Source organism: Rhodococcus sp. C3V, from assembly GCF_029269915.1.
In the GTDB taxonomy this organism is placed as follows: domain Bacteria; phylum Actinomycetota; class Actinomycetes; order Mycobacteriales; family Mycobacteriaceae; genus Rhodococcus_F; species Rhodococcus_F qingshengii.
On the sequence record NZ_JARJBE010000030.1, the window covers coordinates 1 to 18,161 of the forward strand.

The window sequence follows — 18,161 nt, forward strand, 5'->3', positions numbered from 1 at the left end:
ATTCACACGCATTGATTCTCTGATAGCGAGTGGCTCATCAAATGGGGTCCTACCACCCGCACTCGCTTCGGTCGCGGCGAGCTTGAGTACGCCTACGAGGAGTCTGCTGTACTCGTCTTTGAGCAAGTCCTGAAGGCTCAGTTGACCGAAAAGTGCGTCGTCGTTGCGTAGCTGTATCCCGTGCCTGTTGAGGGCGCTACGAAGTGGCCCCTCTAACTGGGCCACTTTCTGTCGAGCCAATAGTGCATAGTCATCTGGCTTCCGCCCGGATGTTTCCATATCGGCCGCGATCCACGCATGCCAAAGTTCGTGCGAAAGTTCGGCATAACATTTTCCATCACTGCCGCGGCCCTGATCGCTCCGGCAGAACTCGCCCACGCTGCACCGAACGGTGCACCGACCGCATCGACTGTCGTTGCCGAACACACGGTCACCACTACCTTCACCAACAATTCAGATCTCACGGTGACCTGCGCCGGAGTCGGCGCCAAGCCCATCCCCGCAGGAGAATACTTACAGGACTACAGCCAAACCGTCTTCACCGTAGGCCAAACCGGTAGCGACTCACCGAATCCTCCGATCACGCTGATCCCCGGACAAAGCGAAAGCGTGACCGTCGTCGACGTTCCCGCAGGGACTTACACATTGGAATGGGCGTGCTCCACAGAATGGCAGGAAGGCGTCGCCCCACAAAACGTGGGCTACACCGCTGATTGCCGTCGGACCGAAGGTCCATCGCGCACCCACATTGCCTTTTGATGTAGTGGACGATTCACCGGAAATCTGTAGCGGTTCGATCTGTCTTTCGAATTCCTGAACGAGGATCGCTCGCACCGCGTGATCGCTTCTTCGAGGTGTCCGGGTCAAAACTGGGGGCCGGGGTTTCGGTCAACTGATCGTCGCAGCACACCCCAGCACAGGGCACTTCGGGGTGCATCGTCATTGCAATACGGTAGATCCCCAGCTAATCTTGACATCGGTAGCGGGTCCCTTCGCGGATTGCGCGCCACTTCCGGAAGCCCGCCCCGTGCGGGCTTTCCGTGTCAGTACCGGTAATTCGCTAGCATGACCGGATGCTTCTGGCGTATCTCGACGAGTTCGGCCACATCGGACCCTACCTCGGCCCTGACCATCCGAAATTCAACGACCATCCGGTGTTCGGGTACGCAGGTTTCGTGATGCCGGCGGAGAATGTTCGAAAACTCGGCGGGTTCTTCGAACACATCAAGGAAACGCTGCTCAAGTTCGAGATCCAGAAGGCGAACGCGCATCCCCGCAGGTGGGAGAAGAAAGGTGCTTCGCTGTTCACCACGCGCAACATCGAGAGGTACCCGGAAGCCAGTCATGCGTTCCGAAGGTTGATGCGTCGCCTAACTCAACTCGACGGCAAGATCATCTACTACGGGCAGGTCAAGCCTCTCGGTTCGGAGAAAGAGACGGGGGAGTCCTCGTCGGCTCGCAATGCCCATCACCTTCGCCAATCCCTGATGCGCCTGAGCACCTACGCCAGCGACCGCGATACCAACATCATGGTGGTGCTCGATTCCGTGGACGACAAACCACGCCTTCATGCTGTGGAGACGATGTCGAGCTTCATCTATTCGAGATCCTCACCTACCGATCTGCGCCGTATCGTCGAGTCACCGATGCAAGTCGAAAGCCACCTGTACGCCACGATCCAGTTCGCTGACTGGGTGTGCGCTCTACTGAGTCGTACGAGCCATCACCACTTCGTCGCCGGATCCGAATTCTCATGGGCAAAAGAGAGATTCGGGACACTGATGACCGAATCCTGTACCGAACAGTCGAAAATTCACTTTCCCCAGGCCGACGGTAAACACCGAAGCGTATATACGAGAAAGTTGTTCGGCCCCACAACCTGGTCGGAGCGGCGGACCATGACCGAGCCGCCTGCCCCGTGCGGTGCCGTGCTCGGCGAACGAGTTCCCGGCTTGGCCGCGCTGCGAGATGCCCTAGCGGAGAATCGATAGGTCGTCGTAGAGGCTGATGCAGCCTCCTCTAGGCATTCAGACGCCATGGAGGGTCCTGCAGCGGCTAGATCTTCGTCGCTGGCGAAGGATCAGTCGTCCGTCATCGAATGCAATCGCCCACCGCTGCACCGGAGCCCAATCCCGTCCCACCGCGCCGCAGTCGATGACCATGTCCGTGTAGCCCCTCGATCACCACACCCGTGCATATCACCGTGCTATCTCCACCTGGCACCGTGATTCGCACGCGGGAACCTACTGCGGCCACGCCTTTGGTTTGCCATTTCTATCGGTCATCTGCCTGATTCTGGCAGAGCAACTTCGCGGCAACCACGTCCGGACACAGCATTCCACGTTCAGGCAAAGCGGGAAGCTGGGTGTGCTCGACGCCGCCATCACACGCTGGAGCTGTTATCCCTGGCCCTCCGAGGCCAGCACGGAGCATCTTCCATAGCGACATCGATACCCACAGCCCCGCCGTTGTCGATCCCCGGTAATCGGTGCAGTTGAGGGCACCCTAGGCGATCACGCAAACGCTTGCTACGCGAATTCGCACCCTCCAAAAGAACTAACTTTTGCTAACAAAAGTTGCATGCCAGCGCTTCGACCTGGGCCCCTGTCGAATGTCCGTTTCGAGGCTATTGCAAAGGCAAAGTAAGGATGTTTGACTCAACCTTGGGTCGATCCAAACCAACCAGAAGGTTCTGTTAGCGTGCGCGGTTTCCGTGAATGTTCTTTCTGTGCAACGGATTTCACAGTTTCTAGTGCGCCTCATGGGCTACATGTCTACGGATGACAGATCGGTGTCCGAGCCTGGCATGACGATTGACTTTCCGTGTTGAGGCAGTTCGCCGCATGCGGCGTGTGCACGCTGCGACCATTCGAAATACGAGAGGTACGGAAATGGCACTGAAGAGGATTGTTCTTGCTGGTGTCGCAGCTTCGGCGGCGATGTTGGTCATGGTGACGCCGGTTGCGCAGGCTGCGCCTGTTACAACTTCCGAGCCTGCACAGGTACAGGCAACCGGAGGCGACGCTGTTGAGATCGACCCTTCGGCGATCGTCGAGATGGTGGAAAATTTGGAAGCCTCGGATCTTCCACGTACCCACAGCATTGTGGAGGGCCAACCTGTCACGACGTACACACTCGACAACGGAACCGAGATCACCATTCCTGACAACTGGAATCGGCCGGTGCCGTATGTCAGTGCTGGTCCTTCCCTTGCTGGTCCGTGGATTGAGTTGACTCCACTCGAGCAGCAGATGCTGGTGGGTGGTGGCTTAGCTGGTCTTGCCGCTGCGATTTGCACTGCGTCTGCAGGTGTTGCGTGCCCTGTGGCTACGGCTGCTGCAACAGCCGCTGGGTTTTGGCTTTCCAATAATGGTGGAGTCTGCTCGAACAATCGACGACTCTTGGTAGAGATGACGTGGACTGGTGGTGTGCGTGGCATCAATTGCCGCTAGGTGAGGAGATCGCATGACTGGAATGAAGAAGCTCGTCTATCCCCTGGGAGCAGTACTGATACTGCTGGTCCTGGCTGTCGCGGGTGTCATCTCGTGGGGCACTTTCGTTTGGCCCGCTGCGATCCTGGTGATCATGGCGGTTGTGTTGGGTGTGGCCGAAGCATCGAAGAGTCGACGCGCTCACACCTGATTCGACCGGGATGGTTTGAAGTTGCTGTATCGGTGGGGGCGCGCCTGTGTGGGCGCGCCCCCATCCCTGCAGGGTCGAGGCGCAGGCTCTGGAGAGAAAGATGCCGGCGATGACCAGGCAGGTGAGAAGTGGGTTGGTTGCGGTGTTTCCTGCCGTCTTGGTCGCGTTTCGGCTGTGGGTTTCGGATCATCAGGGGTGGGACGGTGGTTACAGGCTGCTAATTTGGGTGGCTCCGCCGGTGGGCGCTTGATGGGGGAAGCTGATGGATAGTTGGAGTCCGGATTTTCGGCGGCGGAAGTGGGAGCGGGACAAGGAGCAGTTCGCGGCGTGGATGGCCGGCGCGGATGTTCGTGGGCCGTGGAAACGTCGCCGTTTCGGAATCTGGCGCGAGGAGCAGTTTTCTGAGCAGATGCGCGTTGCTCGCGAGGCTGAGCAGAAGCTTCGGGCGGAGCTGATGGCGAATCCCAGTGCTGAGCTTGTTGAGGCATATCGGGAGTTGCAGGCTGCGGAGGCGGTGTCCGGTGCGAGGATCGGTTGCGCGCGGGGCGGCGATATGACTGACCCGAAAACGGTTCGGGCTCTTGCTCGGCTGCTGAGCGTTCCCGCCGAAAAGTTTCAGTAGGAGCAATTCACGGGCCGCATTTGTGCTGTTCAGTCCGCTTTTTGTTTGGACGTTCTCAGTCGCGGCCGAGGTCGTGGGCGCGTTTCGGTGTCTGGGTCCGAGAGGTTTCCGGCCCGGTCGTCCCTGATTCCCGTGAACCCGTCGGTGGCTGTGACGGGTGGTCGAGTAGTCGGCTGCGCATGAGGTCGCTGAGTTCGTGGGGGTTGTACGGTTCGCGGTTTCCGCTGCGGAGATGCTCGATCATGGCCTGGTGGTGGTCGAGCACCTCGAGCGAAACGATTGCGCCTTGGGTGGCGGCGAGTGTGGGTGGTTCGGTGTTGTTGCGGTGTACGCCGGGAGCGAGGACGTCGAGGAGTGGGGTGTGGGTTGCTTCCATGGCGACGAAGCGGGCTGCTTGCACTGCGAAGGCGTGGACTTTTACCAGTCGATAGTCCAGCCGGAGGGTTTGGGGAGTTCGTCGAAGAAGACTCGCTGTGTGCGGGAGTTGCTGTCTCGGAACGGGTGGAGGACGGAGGTTTCGCCTCAGCAGTAGGCGAGACGGTCGACGGCTCGGTCTTTCGGGAGTCCTTGGGGGAAGTCGTCTTTGGCGATTCCTCGGAAGATGGATGCGGCTTGGTTTTCGATGTGTTCGGGTCGGCAGTGAGTTGGACCGGCATGAGGGGGCCGGAGTGCAACTGGTGAGCGGAAGAGTTTTTCTGCGAGCTTGCGAGTGCGGGTTGAAAAAGTCTTTCGCGCCGAAGGCCGGAGCGAAGCGGAGTCAGCGGTTGCGGGCAGGTCACCGCCGGTCAAAATCGGAAGGCCAGAAGGAGAAAAAATAAAACGCTTGTACAGAGCGGAGCGGAGTTCAATTTCTGGGGACACCGAAGGTGGCCGAGCCGTCGAACCAGAGTTGCGGTGCTGCGAGAGTTGGAGTTTGCGACCGTTTCAACCGTGATCGTTGGTGGCTCCCGGATGATCATCGATTTAACGGGTGCTAAGTTTCCTCGTGCAGGGAACACCGGTGTGAATCCGGGGCTGTCCCGCAACTGTCACCGAGTAGCAGACCTTCAATGCACTGGCCACGACCTCCCTGGGTTGGAAGGCCGAAGGCGAGTGTTGATCCGGGAGCCAGGACACCTGCACCCAACAGGTTCACGTCACGAGGATGAATAATGCGAGCGCTCACTCGCCGCGATCGGTTCACTGCCGAGCGGCTACCCAGTCATACCCCCAACCTGTCACCGAACGCACGCGGATTGGGGCGCAAGATCGTCACCACTGCGATCCTGGTCTCCGCGCTCATCATCGGCGGCTGTTCATCGAATAGTGACACCGGCTCCACGGGATCCTCCTCGCAGGCCAGTGCTCTGCGCGCCGATGGCGACGGCATTCTCACGATCTACAACTCCTACAAGATCGCGGGGCTTGATCCGGCGGGAACGGGAACCAACTGGCTCTTCGACTGGGGTGTCGCGGAGAACCTGCTCCAGGTCACCGACACCGGCGAGATCAAGCCTTGGCTCGCGGAGGATGTTTCGCGTGACGGCGACACCCGATGGGTGGTTTCCTTGCGTGACGGGGTGACCTTCCAGAACGGGAACCCAGTAGATGCTCGAGCCGTTGCGGCTGCACTGACCAGGCAGATCAGTAAGTCCACCGCTGCGCAGGTCTACCTCGATCCGGCCACGGTGGTCACCGCCGAAGGCGGCAAGGTCGTGCTCACCACGCCGGAGCCGAACGCTATGGTTCCGGCGGCGCTGGCCGCTCGCGACAATTCGCTGCAGATCTACGACGTTTCCGTCATGGACGCGGCCGGCGGCGATTCCACCAAAATCGTCGGTACCGGCGCGTACTCCGGCCCCTATTCGATTACCGAGTGGAGCCCCGAGAATCTCGTTCTGGCGCCGTTCGCGAAGCACTGGGAAGGGACCCCTCCGCTGCAAGGCGTGCACGTGAAGGTTGTCGCGGACGAGCAGGCTCGATTAGCCGGCGTCCAGAGCGGCGAAGCCGACATGGCGTTCTACCCTTCCACTGCAGCGAAGTTGGAACTGCAGTCGAACCCGGACATCAGTGTGTTGTCCTCGAAGTTGGCGTTGCAGTCGTTGCTGGTCGAGATGAACCTCAAGTCGGGGATCTTCACCGATACTGACGTCCGGAAGGCTTTCACCTCGGCGATCGACTACCAGGGAATCGCAGATGGTGTGGGCAACGGTCAGTTCGAAGCTGCTACCGGGTTGTATCCCGATGCGATGGATTTCGCAGTCGACAATCAGCATTTCGACCTACCGGCGGCGAAAGCGCTCCTCGACGGGGCTGGCTGGGTTCCCGGTGAGGGCGGCATCCGTGAGAAGAACGGTCAGAAGCTGGTCGTACGATTCGTCACCCAAGCTCAGGGGCCCGAGACCAATGACGTCGCTATCGCGATGAAGGATCAGGTGGCCAAGGCGGGCTTCGATCTGCAGATCGACAATGCCGAGGACTCCGCAGCAGTGAAGAAAAATGCGGAGGGCTGGGAGGCATCGGTGGCGCTGAGCGGTTCGCTCTCTGGCACAGCTGATCCGATTCAGCCGTACCTGGTGCGTTGGACGACCGGCGGTTCCTCCAACGCACAGGGCATAGCGAATCCCGTCATCGACGAGATCGGCGCGAAACTGCGTACCGAGTTCGACGAGCAGACCCGCAACAACCTCCTCGAACAGGCGCAGGGCATTCTCGTCGAGGATCAGGCGTATGTCGTCGCCGGCACCTACAAGTACTTCACCGTCGTGACCGGACCCGAGTGGGCTGACTACCAGGTGTCGAGTGTGCGTCGGCACATCACGAGCACTACCGGACAGTAGCGACGGTCCCCTTCGATGCGAGTTCTCGTACTCGTACGGCGCCGGGCGACGGAAGCGTTGATCACCTTGTTGGGCGCCAGTGTTCTGATCTGGTGTCTTCTTCCGCTTGCTCCTGGAGACCCTGCGCGAATGATTCTTGTCGCGCAGGGTATTCCGGAGCCCAATCCAGCTCAACTAGCTGAACTCAGTGAGCGCCTTCACCTGGACTCTCCTTTGTTCTCGCAGTATCTGCATTGGTTGTGGAATTGCCTTCGTGGCGATTTCGGGTATTCGTTCGCCTCCGGCCGGCCTGTTGGCGACGAGTTCCTCTCGCGGTTACCGGCCAGTTTGCGGCTTGCATTGGTGGCGTTGGTGATGGCGGTGCTCTTGGCTATGGCCCTCGGAGTCGTCGGCGCATACTGCCGGGGCCGGTGGCCGGATTACGGCGCGCAGGGTTTCGCGTTGCTCTCGGCATCCATTCCCGGTTTCGTGGTGGCTTTGCTGTTGATTCAGGTGTTCGTCATCGGTCTCGGGTACGGCAAAGCCGTCCTCGATGGTCAGTGGAGCCAGACATGGATGCCGGCCTTGTGTCTCGCACTCGGGTTGTCGGATGCCTGGTCGCGTCTGTTGCGGGCAAATCTGATCGAGTTCATGGACACCCCGGCAGCACACGTCCTGCGGGCCCGGGGAGCGAGGCCGTGGCGAATATTGTGGCGTAACGGATTACCCAACAGCACCGTCCCGTTGTTGCATGCCTTCGCAGTCGGGGTCGCGATGCTGATCGGCGGTGCCACCGTCATCGAAACGGTCTTCACCTGGCCGGGTCTGGGCTCGTTCGTCGTCGACGCGGTTCGCACACGGGATCTGCCGGTCGTCCAGGCATTCACGATCTTTGCCACCCTCACCTACGTCATCGTCAGCGTCCTTGCCGACGTCATGACGACCGTGATCGACAAACGGATAACGGTGAACGCATGAGAAGCAGCCTGAAGATGCGGACACCGAAACCTGTTCGCGAAAAAGGTAAGCGGGCACTTCGTGATATGCCGCGACCTGTACAGATCGGGGCGGTGCTGCTCGCGTTGGTCGCCCTCGTCGCGCTGTTCGGACCTCTGCTGGCGCAATTCCCGCCGAACGAACCCCACTACTCGGACAAGTTGCTAGCACCCGACAGCGTCTATTGGTTCGGCACCGATCAGTACGGCCGTGATCAATTCGCTCGAACGGTTAACGGTCTGCGCCTGTCTCTGATCTCCGCAATTCTTGTCTTACTCGGATCCACCACCGTGAGCGTGTTGGTCGGTATCGCCGCTGGTTTGTCCGGCGGCGCCTTGGACAGAATCGTCTCTCGGATGATCGACATCGTGTTGGCCATCCCCAGCCTGGTGCTCGCGCTCGCCATCGTCGGATTGTTGGGCCCCGGATACGGGAATTTGCTACTTGCGCTGGTGATTTCCAGTTGGGCAACCGATGCGCGGATCGCACGGGCACTGACCATGGAAACACGAACTTTCCCGTTCGTGATGGCTGCCCGCATTTCCGGTGCAAGCACAACAGCGATCGGTGTCCGGCACATCCTTCCCGCTGTACTGCCGCAGATCGCGATCATCTCGACCCTGCGATTAGGTGGCATCGTCGTCTCCCTCGCAGGATTGTCGTTCCTCGGGTTGGGAGTACAGATGCCCACGGCCGAACTCGGCGCCATGCTGGGCGATGGTCGCCGCTTCCTCACCGCAGCACCGTGGCTGTTGATAGCCCCCTCCATCGCCATCTTGCTGATCGCCACCGGCGCCAATCTGCTCGCCGAAGGGCTGCAACAGAAAAGCAGTAAGGGTTCACGCTGATGTCCCGAACCGAATCTGTCATCGACATCCGTGACCTCACCGTCTCGTACCTCGGCGGAGTCAACGTCGTGGACAACGTGAACCTGACGGTGAGAGAGGGAGAAGTAGTGGCGATCGTGGGCCCCAGTGGCAGCGGCAAGACCACGATTCTCGAAGCACTCCTCGGGACACTGCCCGCGACTGCCACTGTCAGCGGCGAAATACTGGTCAACGACCAAGACATGACGACGATGACCGAAGCGCAGTGCCGGGAGCTGCGCGGTGAAGTCCTCGGCTACGTCAGCCAAGACCCTTTCGGCGCCGTCGACAACCTGATGACGGTGGGCACCAACATCGCCCAATCGTGGAAAACGAAACAACGCAAAGTAACCCACGGCCAGATTGCGTCAAAACTCGATCAAGTTTCCCTCTCGCCCGGCGATACACGCCGCCGCGAGTACCCGTTCAGTTGGTCCGGTGGCATGCTCCAACGCGCCTCGATCGTCGCTGCCGGCGCACTCGATCCAGCAGTCGTGCTCGCAGACGAACCGACATCCGCGCTCGATTCGAATAACGCACATGGCGTGATGGGGATACTGACCGGCACCGGACGCGCTTTACTTGTCGTCAGCCACGATGTCGATTTGGTCTGTGGCTACGCCGACCGGGTATATCGGATGGCGGGCGGGCGCATCGTCGCGGTCGACGACAGTGCGACCGCACTGCGTGAGTATCGCGATCGAACAGCACCTCGGCCACACCGTCCGGTCGCGGACACCACAGGAACCACGCCACTGCTTCAAGCCCGATCACTGACCAAGAACTACGGCGCGGGACGGGGCCTGGCCCCCATCGACTTCGACGTCCGCAGTGGCCAGATCCTCGGAATCAGCGGATCCTCGGGTACCGGCAAAAGCACTCTGCTGCGATTGCTCGCCGGGGAGGAAACACCGACAAACGGAAAACTACTGTGGGACGACGCCGATCGCAGGACCCGGCCAGGTACCGTTGCCATGGTCTTCCAGAATTCGCGGGGCAGCCTTAATCCGCGGTGGCCTCTGCATCGCATCGTCACCGAACCACTGCGCCCACGACTAAGGGACCGCCTGAGCAAGAACGAATCCATCGACCGGACACGCCATGCACTCGAGCGGGTGGGGCTCGGCCACATCGATCCCTCTCGCGGCGCGACTCAACTTTCGGGCGGTCAGGCGCAACGTGTAGCCATCGCACGTGCGCTGGTCGGCGACACGCGATTGTTGTTGGCCGATGAACCCACGGCAGCTCTCGACGACGAAAGCGCCGAGGTTGTCATGACGTTGATGCGCAGCCTCACCGAAGACGGACTGGCCGTCGTGGTGGTCTCCCACGATGATCGCATCCTGGAAAACTACGCCGACACCGTGATCTACACCGACACTGCACCTTCCGGTAGCACCGCCCCCTACTATCAGACGAGTGTGGTGGTGTAAACGCGATCATTCCACGGTGCGATGACATCGTCGGAAAAGATTCGTAGGCTTTCGCGGATCGCTGTATAGCTCGGACTGGCCGGCTGCACGTTGCACAACACGTCAGTCGCATGAGGAATCACTAAATCTTCCGAAAGCGCTTCCCTCACTTGTAGTCCGGTGCCGATGTAAGAGTGCCCTGTGGACACGTAGTCGTGTGCTGTGAAATCTGCCGGGAATCGACCCGCAGCGTAGGCCTTCTCCAACGATCGTTCGATGCCCGGCCGTAGGTGTGCGAATGCCTCACGTGCGCTGGCTGCGCACAGTATTGACCGTGATACTCCCACTCGCGACGCCCCTGCCCCTTGATACCGGCAGCGATACTGCGCAGATCTGGCGGCGGCTATCTCGTCACGCGGGCCGAGCGGGGAGGACGAACGGCCGGTGAGAACGCCGAGTCCGCATTCAGCAGCAAGTGCGAAACCGGACTCCGAAGCGGTGCCGATCCAGAGTCTGGCGCGCAGGTCCGATACTGCGGGAACAACACCGCTATCGGCGGTCAACGCGTCGCAGAGAATGTCGAGATTGCCGCGGAAGAGTTCGTGTCGGCGGGCATGGTCGACACCGAAGCGGCGCGCAGTAGCCTCATCAGAACCCGCCCCGAGTCCGAGTTCGAGTCGTCCCCCGCTGAGCGCGTCGACCATCGCAGCGTCCTCCGCCAACCGAAGCGGGTGTTCCATCGATCCGACGACCACCGCAGTGCCGAGTCGAATCCGGCTGGTGTGTTGGGCGATGGCGGACAAAAGAACGAGGGGTGACGGACAGTGCGCCTGTTGGGCACCGAAGTGGTGCTGCGCGACCAAGAAGGAGTCGAAACCGAGTTCCTCGGCCAGAATTGCCAATTCGATATTCTGTTGCAGCACCACCACCGAGGAATCGTGCCCGACGATATGTGAAATGAATCCGAACCGCACGCACAAACCTCCACCGAACCAATTACTTCCGAGTTCGACTCTATCGTGTGAAGTCAGCCGACTTCGGCGCCTCGATCACCTCGATCGAATGGTCTGCCGATCGTCGAATAATCGTCATCGCGAGTTGGGAGCATCAGACAGTCCGTTGCAGGTACGGTCGACCGGCGTTCACCGCGCTCCTACGATCTCCACCCGGCGGCGCGGAAAGTTCATCACAGAGCCACTGCCGAGGATGTACACCGCGCGCGTTCCAGCCAGACTGCGGATCCGAAAAGACAGCCACCTTCCACCCTGCACTTCGGGAGGTCGGAGTCGGCCGTTCACACAACACCGAATACGAGAGGTCAGAATCATCAACTCCATACGGATCTCATCGTCGACCCGGATCGAGTGCCGATCACGGCGCATCCGCGCCTGATCAGCAATGATCGCGGCATCTTTCACATCGTTCTTGCTCTCACCGCGATAGCCGACAGCGGCATGAACTGGATGCTGAGCTGAGCTGTTATCCGCTTCGGTCCGCGCGGCCATCGTGGCGCACGGCCTTGTCGGTGCACGCTCCTACAGTCAGCTAGCTCGGGTAACAGTCCGGATCGAGTGCCAGGAGACGGCAATGACGTTCGTGAGCGATGCCTCATTGCCGCTGCCCGGCATGCCCGACAGCACTCCCGCGCCACCGGCGTTCCAGATGACGTTGATCGGGCAGCCCCAGCCTGTACGCATTGCCGAACGTCTGTGGCGTTCTTGGCTCGACGACCCTGCCGTCGTTTCTCGCTTCGAGTCCAAGCGTTACCGCCGCAGGAATCAGTGCTGGCCCTGGATCGGCGGGGTGTCCTCGACCGGGCACGGTTCCCTCCGGGCGGCGAGCCTGCCCGGGCCGTCGCGGCGCGGGACCGTGCCGGCGCATCTATTCGCGTACCAACTCGAGTACGGTGTCATCTCGAGGTTGGGCTGGTCGGGCACCGACGACGCGGTGCTGTGCCACCAATGCGACTTCGCCGGCTGCACCAACCCGGCACACATGCGGTTGGGAACCAATCGCAGCAACCGCAGCGAATACGAGCTTCGGCGACGCAACATCGCCAGCCCCCTCGCCGATGTTCGAGGGCCCGCGGGTCGCACTCGCGCCGTCGCCGCCGCGATCCGTACCGGGATCGAAGAGAACGAAGGCAGCGGCATGCTCGAAGAGCGCATCGCTGCGGCCGAAACTGCAGGATGTCCACTTTCCCTCTGGTAGCGACGCTGCCACCTGATATCGTCGATGTACATTCACTGCGAACGTATTTTATTGCGGTGCAGAGTTTTTCATCGACAAAGTGACATAATAATTCTCATCGGAGTGTTGGGTTCAGTCGAACTCCACACCACGCTACGCTCCCAACCGAGCGGCTATTCCGTCAGTACCGGACGGTCCCCGTAGGTGATGTACCGAGCGAATCTTTCGATGTTGTCGCGAGCGAACGTACCGCGGCCGGCGCGGCGGAGCGCCTCTTCGATCTCCGGCTGCGGTTCGCCGTTATATGTGCGGTAGATGCTGTTGAGGACTGGCTGCAGGGCCGTGCGAGCGAGTTCAGCCGTGTCCGGGTCCGAACCACCGAATCTCACATACACGTCCACCTCTGCGCTCCCTCCACTGTTCCGTGCACCTGATATTTGACGATCGAGCAGCGACGCCCGGCGCACTACCGCCGCTGAACGCCGAGACAGCATCGGCATCTCACGAGGCGGACCCAGGATCAGTGAGGGCGTTCACGAGAGCATGGATTTCGGCGCGGTCGAAGCGGCGATGCCCACCGACAGTGGTGGTGACGCCGATACGGCCTTGCTGCGCCCATCGAGAAACGGTTTTGGGGTTGACGTGAAAGAGTTCCGCGACCTGCTTCGGGGTGAGCAGCTCGTCATCCCCTCCCCCGTCGCGGCCTTGTCCTTGGCCGACCCGGCGCAATGGATCCACATTCTCCTGAACATTCACCACAGTTCTCACTCGTTCGTTTCCGGAAGTACCTGCAGGCCATTCTCGCATCCACGCGCACCCGCGGAGCGTCCGCGCCTCGAAGTAATCCCCCAGCTGCTCGTCAGCACCAGCCAGGCGGATCGAGTGCATCCAACCGCTCGAAAGAACAATTCCAACAGAACCGACAATGGGCAAACATTCACGGATACCGAGTCGCACCGCGCGGACGAATAAGATCAGAAATAATACGCGCTTTCGACGCCGCACACCGATAAGATCCGGTTCCATGAGAGGCCATCGGTGCACCCTGCTGCATAATACCGTTTATCTGACGGGCCTGTCCGATAAACCGTGTATGAGGTCCGGCGGTTTCAAACATTGTCCCCGCGATTCCTGATGGGTGATTCGGCTAGCGAAACCGTCTGAACGCCCTCCTGCGGGTTTGGGTGTGCGTTTTGACCGTCAACAAAACGGACGATTCCTCAAGGAGTAACAGACGCTCAACAGCGCATGACCAATGTCCAGGCTTTGGCCCTATTGTGCGGGCGTCAGGTCTTCGCTGTTGGCGAAGATCAGTCGCCCGTCGTCGAGTGCGATCGCCCACCGATGTACTGGAGCCCAGTCCCGCCCCACCGAAGCGCGGTCAATAACCATGTCCTCGTAGTCCTCGATCACCACACCCACGCATGTCACTGTGCCCTCAGCACCGGAAGCCGGCACCGTGATTCGCACGCGGGAACCTACTGCAGTCACACCGTGGCTTTTGCCGTTTTTGCCGGTCATCTTCCCAATTCTGGCAGAGCAACTCCGCGCGGCAACCGCGTTCGGTCCCGCCGGGAGATACGTTGGTTGAAGTCACGGGCGACTACCGCCGGGACATTCAAGGCGGCGAGGATCTCGGTGGCTTGATTTCGACCAAGGCCGGCAGGCCGGTGAATGGTCACGAGGGGCTGTGTCAAGGCCGCACAGCACCACGGGGTGCTGCGCGGTAAGTCCAGTCGGAACCGAATGTCAGACGAGCGCTTCGCTGATCTGATTGAGGATGATGCCCGCGCCGACCACACCGATGCCGACCATCCAGGTTTCGTCTTCAACCTCGAATGTCTTGCCGCTCTGGACAGCGGGTTGCGATCCCCAGAGTCCGGCCACCGTGTGCATTGTGGTGGCGTTGGAGTCGCCTCCGGGATTGGTGTAGAAAACGATCTCGCCGTCGATCTGTCCGTAGTGTTCGGGGCTGAGCTCGAGCATGGAGTATTCGTTCCAGTCGCGCTGGCCCAGGTTGAAGCCGACCTCGGTCAGAATTGAGCCCGAGAACGTATTCGGACCGTACAGGCGGAAGTTGGACGGGCGGAATCGCACCATGGATGCGGTTTTTCCTTGCGCACCCACGTCCTTGCCGATCGAGACGGCGCGTTCGGAGAGCTTGGAGAGGAGTTCGTCCATCTCGTAGTTCTTGTTTACAGCGGCGGCTGTGATGTGTGCTTGCTCTTGCCAATCGGTTCCGGAGTTTACGGAGAAAACGGTGGGCGCGATGGCGGAAAGTTGGTCGTAGATTTTCTCGTGGCGAACCTTCGAGCCGATAATGAGGTCGGGCGCAAGGGCCGCGATGGCTTCGACGTCGGGTTCGGCCGTAGCACCGACACTCTTTGTGCCGTGGAGGCTCTCGGAGAGATAGGTCGGGAAGCCTGATCCCGCACCGGATTCCGTGGCGCCTACGGGTGTGATATCGAGGGCGACGAGGGCGTCGAGGTGTGGCGAATCGAGGACAACGATGCGATCGGGTATACCAGGCAGGGAGGTCTCACCCATGGCCTGTTGAACTGTGTAGGCCTCGTCGGTTCCGGCAACGTCATCGGAGGAGGCCGAGCCGCCGCAGGCTGTGAGTAAGAGTGCTGAAACTGTAGCAGCTACACCGAAAATGGCCCGGGGCGAGCGCCTCTGAAATCTGAGCATAACGACATCTTAAACCACTTGAGTTAGGTTAGATAAACCTAACTACCAACGATGTGGGGGCGAGGTGTCCACCAAGAAGCTCACTGGGTACGGCCGACATCAGGATCGCCCAGGCCGTACCCAGCGAGCTTCTCATCCTCGTGAGCTTGCCATGGTGAGGCTTGTGCGAAATCGAATGTCTGAATCAACTCGAACCCACTCAGATCGTTCCTGCGGGTTTGGGTGTGCGTTTTGACCGTCGACAAAACGGACGATTCCTCACACGCCGGGATTGAATGCGGACTTCTCTAAATCGGGTATGGGTACTGTCGATGCTATGACTTCACCGAAAGGCGCATGAGCCGCCACCGCACGCTCGCCGTGCAGATCGATGAACTCGCCATCGAGGATGGGGAGATAACACCGCCGAAGATCGGCGCAGTGCTCGAATTCCCACTGCAATTTAGGGAACTCCCTGCCGAGAACGTCGACACCGTAACCATTCGTGCGGTCCTCACAGCCAGTGGACGTCTCCCGATCTTCCAGAACGCGGGTGTGGATTCACCCCGGGGTTGGCAATGGAGCGGGGTACTACGTGGTGACGGCTGGGAAGCGTCGCGGCGAGGGTTCCGGCCACGCTCCGGCCATGTGGAGTTGACAGGCCGTTTCTACGGAGCGCTGAGCTACGACATCGTGTCACCGAGTGCGTGGCCGCTTGACGCGGGTCCAGTTGGTCAGCACGCGCTATCGGCGCCCGCCGGACAGTCACGGGTGGGCGATCGTGCCAGGACACCGCTCACTGCGCGAGGTCACCGAATCACCACGTTTCTTCGACACCGACGTGTTCATGCGCGACGATGTGTACGAGGTGAACCGCGAAAGCGGGGTATGGATCGAACTCGACCTCGACGACGTCCCACCCTCTTCGAACCAGTGAAAAGCGCACCGATCTTCGCAATCCAACCGCCAATGCAACGGGCACAGTGTGGATCATCGCCGGACGGCTTGCAATCTCTTCCCGAGCAATCCATGCAGTGGTCGAATCCGCTGGATGTCGCGGCGCTCCTCGACAACCCGTGACGGCAACTTATTGAGCTGCGACGATGCGATATTCAGCCGATCCACTAGACGCACCACCAGATCAAGTGGCGCCTGAATTCCGGATGGACCCACACGGAACCGAAACGCTCTCAGATTGTTCCTGCGGGTTTGGGTGTGCGTTTTGACCCTCGTATACCGGACGGCGGAGAACGGGCGCCTGGGCGCGACTGACGTGGCGAAATTTCGTACCGAAACGTCCAATTTCGGTGTCCGTTGGATTTGTCCGTTATGGCATAGGCTCTAGTGGACAATTCGTGTTCGGCAGTGGGGGTGGCGTGAAAATCGGGTATGCGCGGTGCAGTACGGTCCGGCAGGACACGGCGGTTCAGGTGGATCTTCTGGTGAAGGCCGGTGTGGATCGTGACATGGTCTATGTCGATCATGGTGTCAGTGGTCGGCAGGCTCGTCGTCCGGGTTTGGATAATGCGATCAACGCGGCTCGGGCCGGCGATGTGTTTTGTGTGACGAAGCTTGATCGGTTGTCTCGCTCGGCGAAGGATTTGCATGAGACGGTCGAGCGGATCGCGGAGAAGGGCGTGTCGCTGTCGATTGATGGTCAGGTGTACGACCCGGCTGATCCGATGGGGAAGATGTTCATTGGCATTCTTGCGTTGATGGCGGAGTTCGAGTCGGATCTGATTCGTTCGCGCACGCGTGATGCTGTTGCCGCCGCGACGGCTGCTGGGAAGATGAAAGGTAGGCCGCACAAGCTCTCACCGGAGGAGCGTGCGTACCTACTGCAAATTTATGAAACGGGTCAGTTCAAAATCGAAACGCTGTGTAAGAAAACGGGTTTGAAGCGTTCGTCGTTGTATACCAATATTCAGCTTGCGCGGATCGAGCGGGAAGCAAGCGACCGGACCCCTCGGGTCGAGAATTGAGCCCGAAGGCGGGGTCCGGCCGCTAAGCCAATGGTGCAGATGTTGTCGGTCTAGTTGTCCCTCAAGCAATTTAGTTGCCCGTAGTTTGGATCAGGGAGGGTACGAGTCTCGTCAGCGCACCTCCACACACGAAGACCCTTGCGGCGCATGAGGAATAATACAGAAATGTCGACCTCCCCCATGTCAACAGAAATTGTGAAACCGACACGGGCCCGGTATCTGATCGCCTTTGCCGCAGCAACTTTCGTTCTCAGCAGTTGCGCCAACACAAGCATTGATGGAAACAATCCGCCCACGTCCACAGCGCCCACACCACTGACGGGCGGAACACACACCACAATGGACGCCGTCACTGCTACGCTCCCACCAGTATTGGCCCAGAACAGCATCTGCTCACAAGGCTCGAACACCGAAGCCGGCGACCTCTACCTGCTTTGCACCGTCTCGCCCGCATCACCACTCCACCAAGGGCTCTCCGACAACAACATCAGTTATCTCGTCTGGGTGAACACAACCGAAGCCGAACGAACACTCCAGGACTGGCGCGACGGTGACCGACCCGAACTCATCACCGAAAACGCCACACACACCGCAGCCGCTCGCCTCGAATACCGCGACGCCGTCAACTCCGTGCACTACGTCGACACCATCAACGGCCTCAACATCGACATCACCGGAGGTGGATTGCCAACAGCGGAAGCAGCGACAACCTTCCTCCGCCTCGCCGATCTCATGAACTGAAAAGACAACTACCGACCATCACGCAGATTCACAGGTCGGGTCTATCTCGCCAACGGTGTTTCGGCCAGTTTCCATCAGTATGTTTCCGATCCGGGCCAACGATCGGCGAACGTGATCGCAAACGCGTTCAGAGCAGGCTTCCACCGCACAATCCATCGTGCCTAGCCCTTGCCGGTCGGGTCCTTGCCGGGACTGTCCCTAGATCGGTGTTTCGGCCCGAGACGCTGAGTGAATGCTCGGCG

20 protein-coding genes, 1 pseudogene and 1 riboswitch are annotated in these 18,161 nt (G+C 60.1%); of the genes and pseudogenes, 14 read left to right on the forward strand and 7 right to left on the reverse strand.

Annotated elements, in window-relative coordinates; genetic code table 11:
• Positions 1–297: 297 nt before the first annotated feature.
• The 5 genes from P3G66_RS31190 to P3G66_RS31210 all read left to right on the forward strand — a co-directional run bounded on the left by P3G66_RS31190 (position 298) and on the right by P3G66_RS31210 (position 4,264).
• A complete protein-coding gene (locus P3G66_RS31190) occupies positions 298–759 on the forward strand; it encodes a hypothetical protein (RefSeq protein WP_276117807.1) in 462 nt (153 codons plus the stop codon).
• 314 nt (positions 760–1,073) lie between these two features.
• Entirely contained in the window at positions 1,074–1,991 is a 918-nt protein-coding gene (locus tag P3G66_RS31195; RefSeq protein WP_276117808.1) for a DUF3800 domain-containing protein, read from the forward strand.
• 861 nt (positions 1,992–2,852) lie between these two features.
• Positions 2,853–3,452, forward strand: coding sequence for a hypothetical protein (locus P3G66_RS31200; RefSeq protein ID WP_276117809.1), 600 nt, complete (start codon positions 2,853–2,855; stop codon positions 3,450–3,452).
• A gap of 13 nt (positions 3,453–3,465) precedes the next feature.
• Entirely contained in the window at positions 3,466–3,642 is a 177-nt protein-coding gene (locus tag P3G66_RS31205) for a hypothetical protein (RefSeq protein ID WP_276117810.1), read from the forward strand.
• A gap of 262 nt (positions 3,643–3,904) precedes the next feature.
• Positions 3,905–4,264 (forward strand): hypothetical protein, encoded by a 360-nt coding sequence (locus tag P3G66_RS31210; protein WP_276117811.1) that lies wholly within the window; start codon positions 3,905–3,907, stop codon positions 4,262–4,264.
• 55 nt (positions 4,265–4,319) lie between these two features.
• On the opposite strand, the gene P3G66_RS31215 is transcribed toward P3G66_RS31210, so the two are convergent.
• Positions 4,320–4,664 carry a hypothetical protein gene (locus P3G66_RS31215; RefSeq protein ID WP_276117812.1) on the reverse strand — a complete coding sequence of 115 codons (345 nt, stop codon included), beginning with the start codon at positions 4,662–4,664 and terminating at the stop codon, positions 4,320–4,322.
• A gap of 553 nt (positions 4,665–5,217) precedes the next feature.
• Positions 5,218–5,403: riboswitch (cobalamin riboswitch) on the forward strand.
• 12 nt (positions 5,404–5,415) lie between these two features.
• Here P3G66_RS31215 and P3G66_RS31220 point away from each other — a divergent pair.
• From P3G66_RS31220 to P3G66_RS31235, 4 genes are read left to right on the forward strand one after another with little or no spacing between them, the layout of a single operon-like run.
• The gene (locus tag P3G66_RS31220; protein ID WP_276117813.1) at positions 5,416–7,083 is read left to right on the forward strand and encodes an ABC transporter substrate-binding protein; all 1,668 of its coding nucleotides are present in this window, start codon (positions 5,416–5,418) and stop codon (positions 7,081–7,083) included.
• 15 nt (positions 7,084–7,098) lie between these two features.
• Positions 7,099–8,040, forward strand: a complete 942-nt coding sequence (locus P3G66_RS31225) for an ABC transporter permease (protein ID WP_276117814.1) — start codon at positions 7,099–7,101, stop codon at positions 8,038–8,040.
• Positions 8,037–8,906 carry an ABC transporter permease gene (locus P3G66_RS31230; protein WP_276117815.1) on the forward strand — a complete coding sequence of 290 codons (870 nt, stop codon included), beginning with the start codon at positions 8,037–8,039 and terminating at the stop codon, positions 8,904–8,906. The genes P3G66_RS31225 and P3G66_RS31230 overlap by 4 nt, the downstream gene beginning before the upstream one ends.
• Positions 8,906–10,357 carry an ATP-binding cassette domain-containing protein gene (locus P3G66_RS31235; protein ID WP_276117816.1) on the forward strand — a complete coding sequence of 484 codons (1,452 nt, stop codon included), beginning with the start codon at positions 8,906–8,908 and terminating at the stop codon, positions 10,355–10,357. The genes P3G66_RS31230 and P3G66_RS31235 overlap by 1 nt, the downstream gene beginning before the upstream one ends.
• On the opposite strand, the gene P3G66_RS31240 is transcribed toward P3G66_RS31235, so the two are convergent.
• On the reverse strand, positions 10,336–11,310 hold the full coding sequence (locus tag P3G66_RS31240; protein WP_276117817.1) for an LLM class flavin-dependent oxidoreductase: 975 nt from the start codon (positions 11,308–11,310) through the stop codon (positions 10,336–10,338). The two genes, P3G66_RS31235 and P3G66_RS31240, sit on opposite strands and share 22 nt — an antisense overlap.
• Before the next feature lie 336 nt (positions 11,311–11,646).
• A pseudogene (locus tag P3G66_RS31245) lies at positions 11,647–11,796 on the reverse strand (transposase); the annotation flags it as partial.
• Positions 11,797–11,923: 127 nt separating this feature from the next.
• Between P3G66_RS31245 and P3G66_RS31250 the strand changes: the two are divergent.
• Positions 11,924–12,547, forward strand: a complete 624-nt coding sequence (locus tag P3G66_RS31250) for a hypothetical protein (protein WP_276117818.1) — start codon at positions 11,924–11,926, stop codon at positions 12,545–12,547.
• Positions 12,548–12,699: 152 nt separating this feature from the next.
• On the opposite strand, the gene P3G66_RS31255 is transcribed toward P3G66_RS31250, so the two are convergent.
• Together P3G66_RS31255 and P3G66_RS31260 are read right to left on the reverse strand one after the other, a co-directional pair.
• On the reverse strand, positions 12,700–12,927 hold the full coding sequence (locus P3G66_RS31255) for a hypothetical protein (protein ID WP_276117819.1): 228 nt from the start codon (positions 12,925–12,927) through the stop codon (positions 12,700–12,702).
• Between the two features lie 100 nt (positions 12,928–13,027).
• Positions 13,028–13,255, reverse strand: coding sequence for a BldC family transcriptional regulator (locus P3G66_RS31260; RefSeq protein WP_276117825.1), 228 nt, complete (start codon positions 13,253–13,255; stop codon positions 13,028–13,030).
• On the opposite strand from P3G66_RS31260, the gene P3G66_RS31265 reads away from it, so the two are divergent.
• Complete coding sequence (locus P3G66_RS31265; RefSeq protein ID WP_276117820.1) at positions 13,255–13,539, forward strand: histone-like nucleoid-structuring protein Lsr2; 285 nt, start codon at positions 13,255–13,257, stop codon at positions 13,537–13,539. The genes P3G66_RS31260 and P3G66_RS31265 overlap by 1 nt on opposite strands.
• Before the next feature lie 259 nt (positions 13,540–13,798).
• On the opposite strand, the gene P3G66_RS31270 is transcribed toward P3G66_RS31265, so the two are convergent.
• On the reverse strand, positions 13,799–14,047 hold the full coding sequence (locus P3G66_RS31270; protein WP_276117821.1) for a hypothetical protein: 249 nt from the start codon (positions 14,045–14,047) through the stop codon (positions 13,799–13,801).
• A 228-nt stretch (positions 14,048–14,275) separates the two neighbouring features.
• A complete protein-coding gene (locus P3G66_RS31275) occupies positions 14,276–15,073 on the reverse strand; it encodes an iron-siderophore ABC transporter substrate-binding protein (protein WP_276117822.1) in 798 nt (265 codons plus the stop codon).
• Positions 15,074–15,899: 826 nt separating this feature from the next.
• Between P3G66_RS31275 and P3G66_RS31280 the strand changes: the two genes are divergently transcribed.
• From P3G66_RS31280 to P3G66_RS31290, 3 genes are all read left to right on the forward strand, one after another.
• A complete protein-coding gene (locus P3G66_RS31280; RefSeq protein ID WP_276117823.1) occupies positions 15,900–16,133 on the forward strand; it encodes a hypothetical protein in 234 nt (77 codons plus the stop codon).
• A gap of 439 nt (positions 16,134–16,572) precedes the next feature.
• A complete protein-coding gene (locus P3G66_RS31285) occupies positions 16,573–17,178 on the forward strand; it encodes a recombinase family protein (RefSeq protein ID WP_276117826.1) in 606 nt (201 codons plus the stop codon).
• 195 nt (positions 17,179–17,373) lie between these two features.
• A complete protein-coding gene (locus P3G66_RS31290; RefSeq protein WP_276117824.1) occupies positions 17,374–17,919 on the forward strand; it encodes a hypothetical protein in 546 nt (181 codons plus the stop codon).
• Positions 17,920–18,161: the final 242 nt, after the last annotated feature.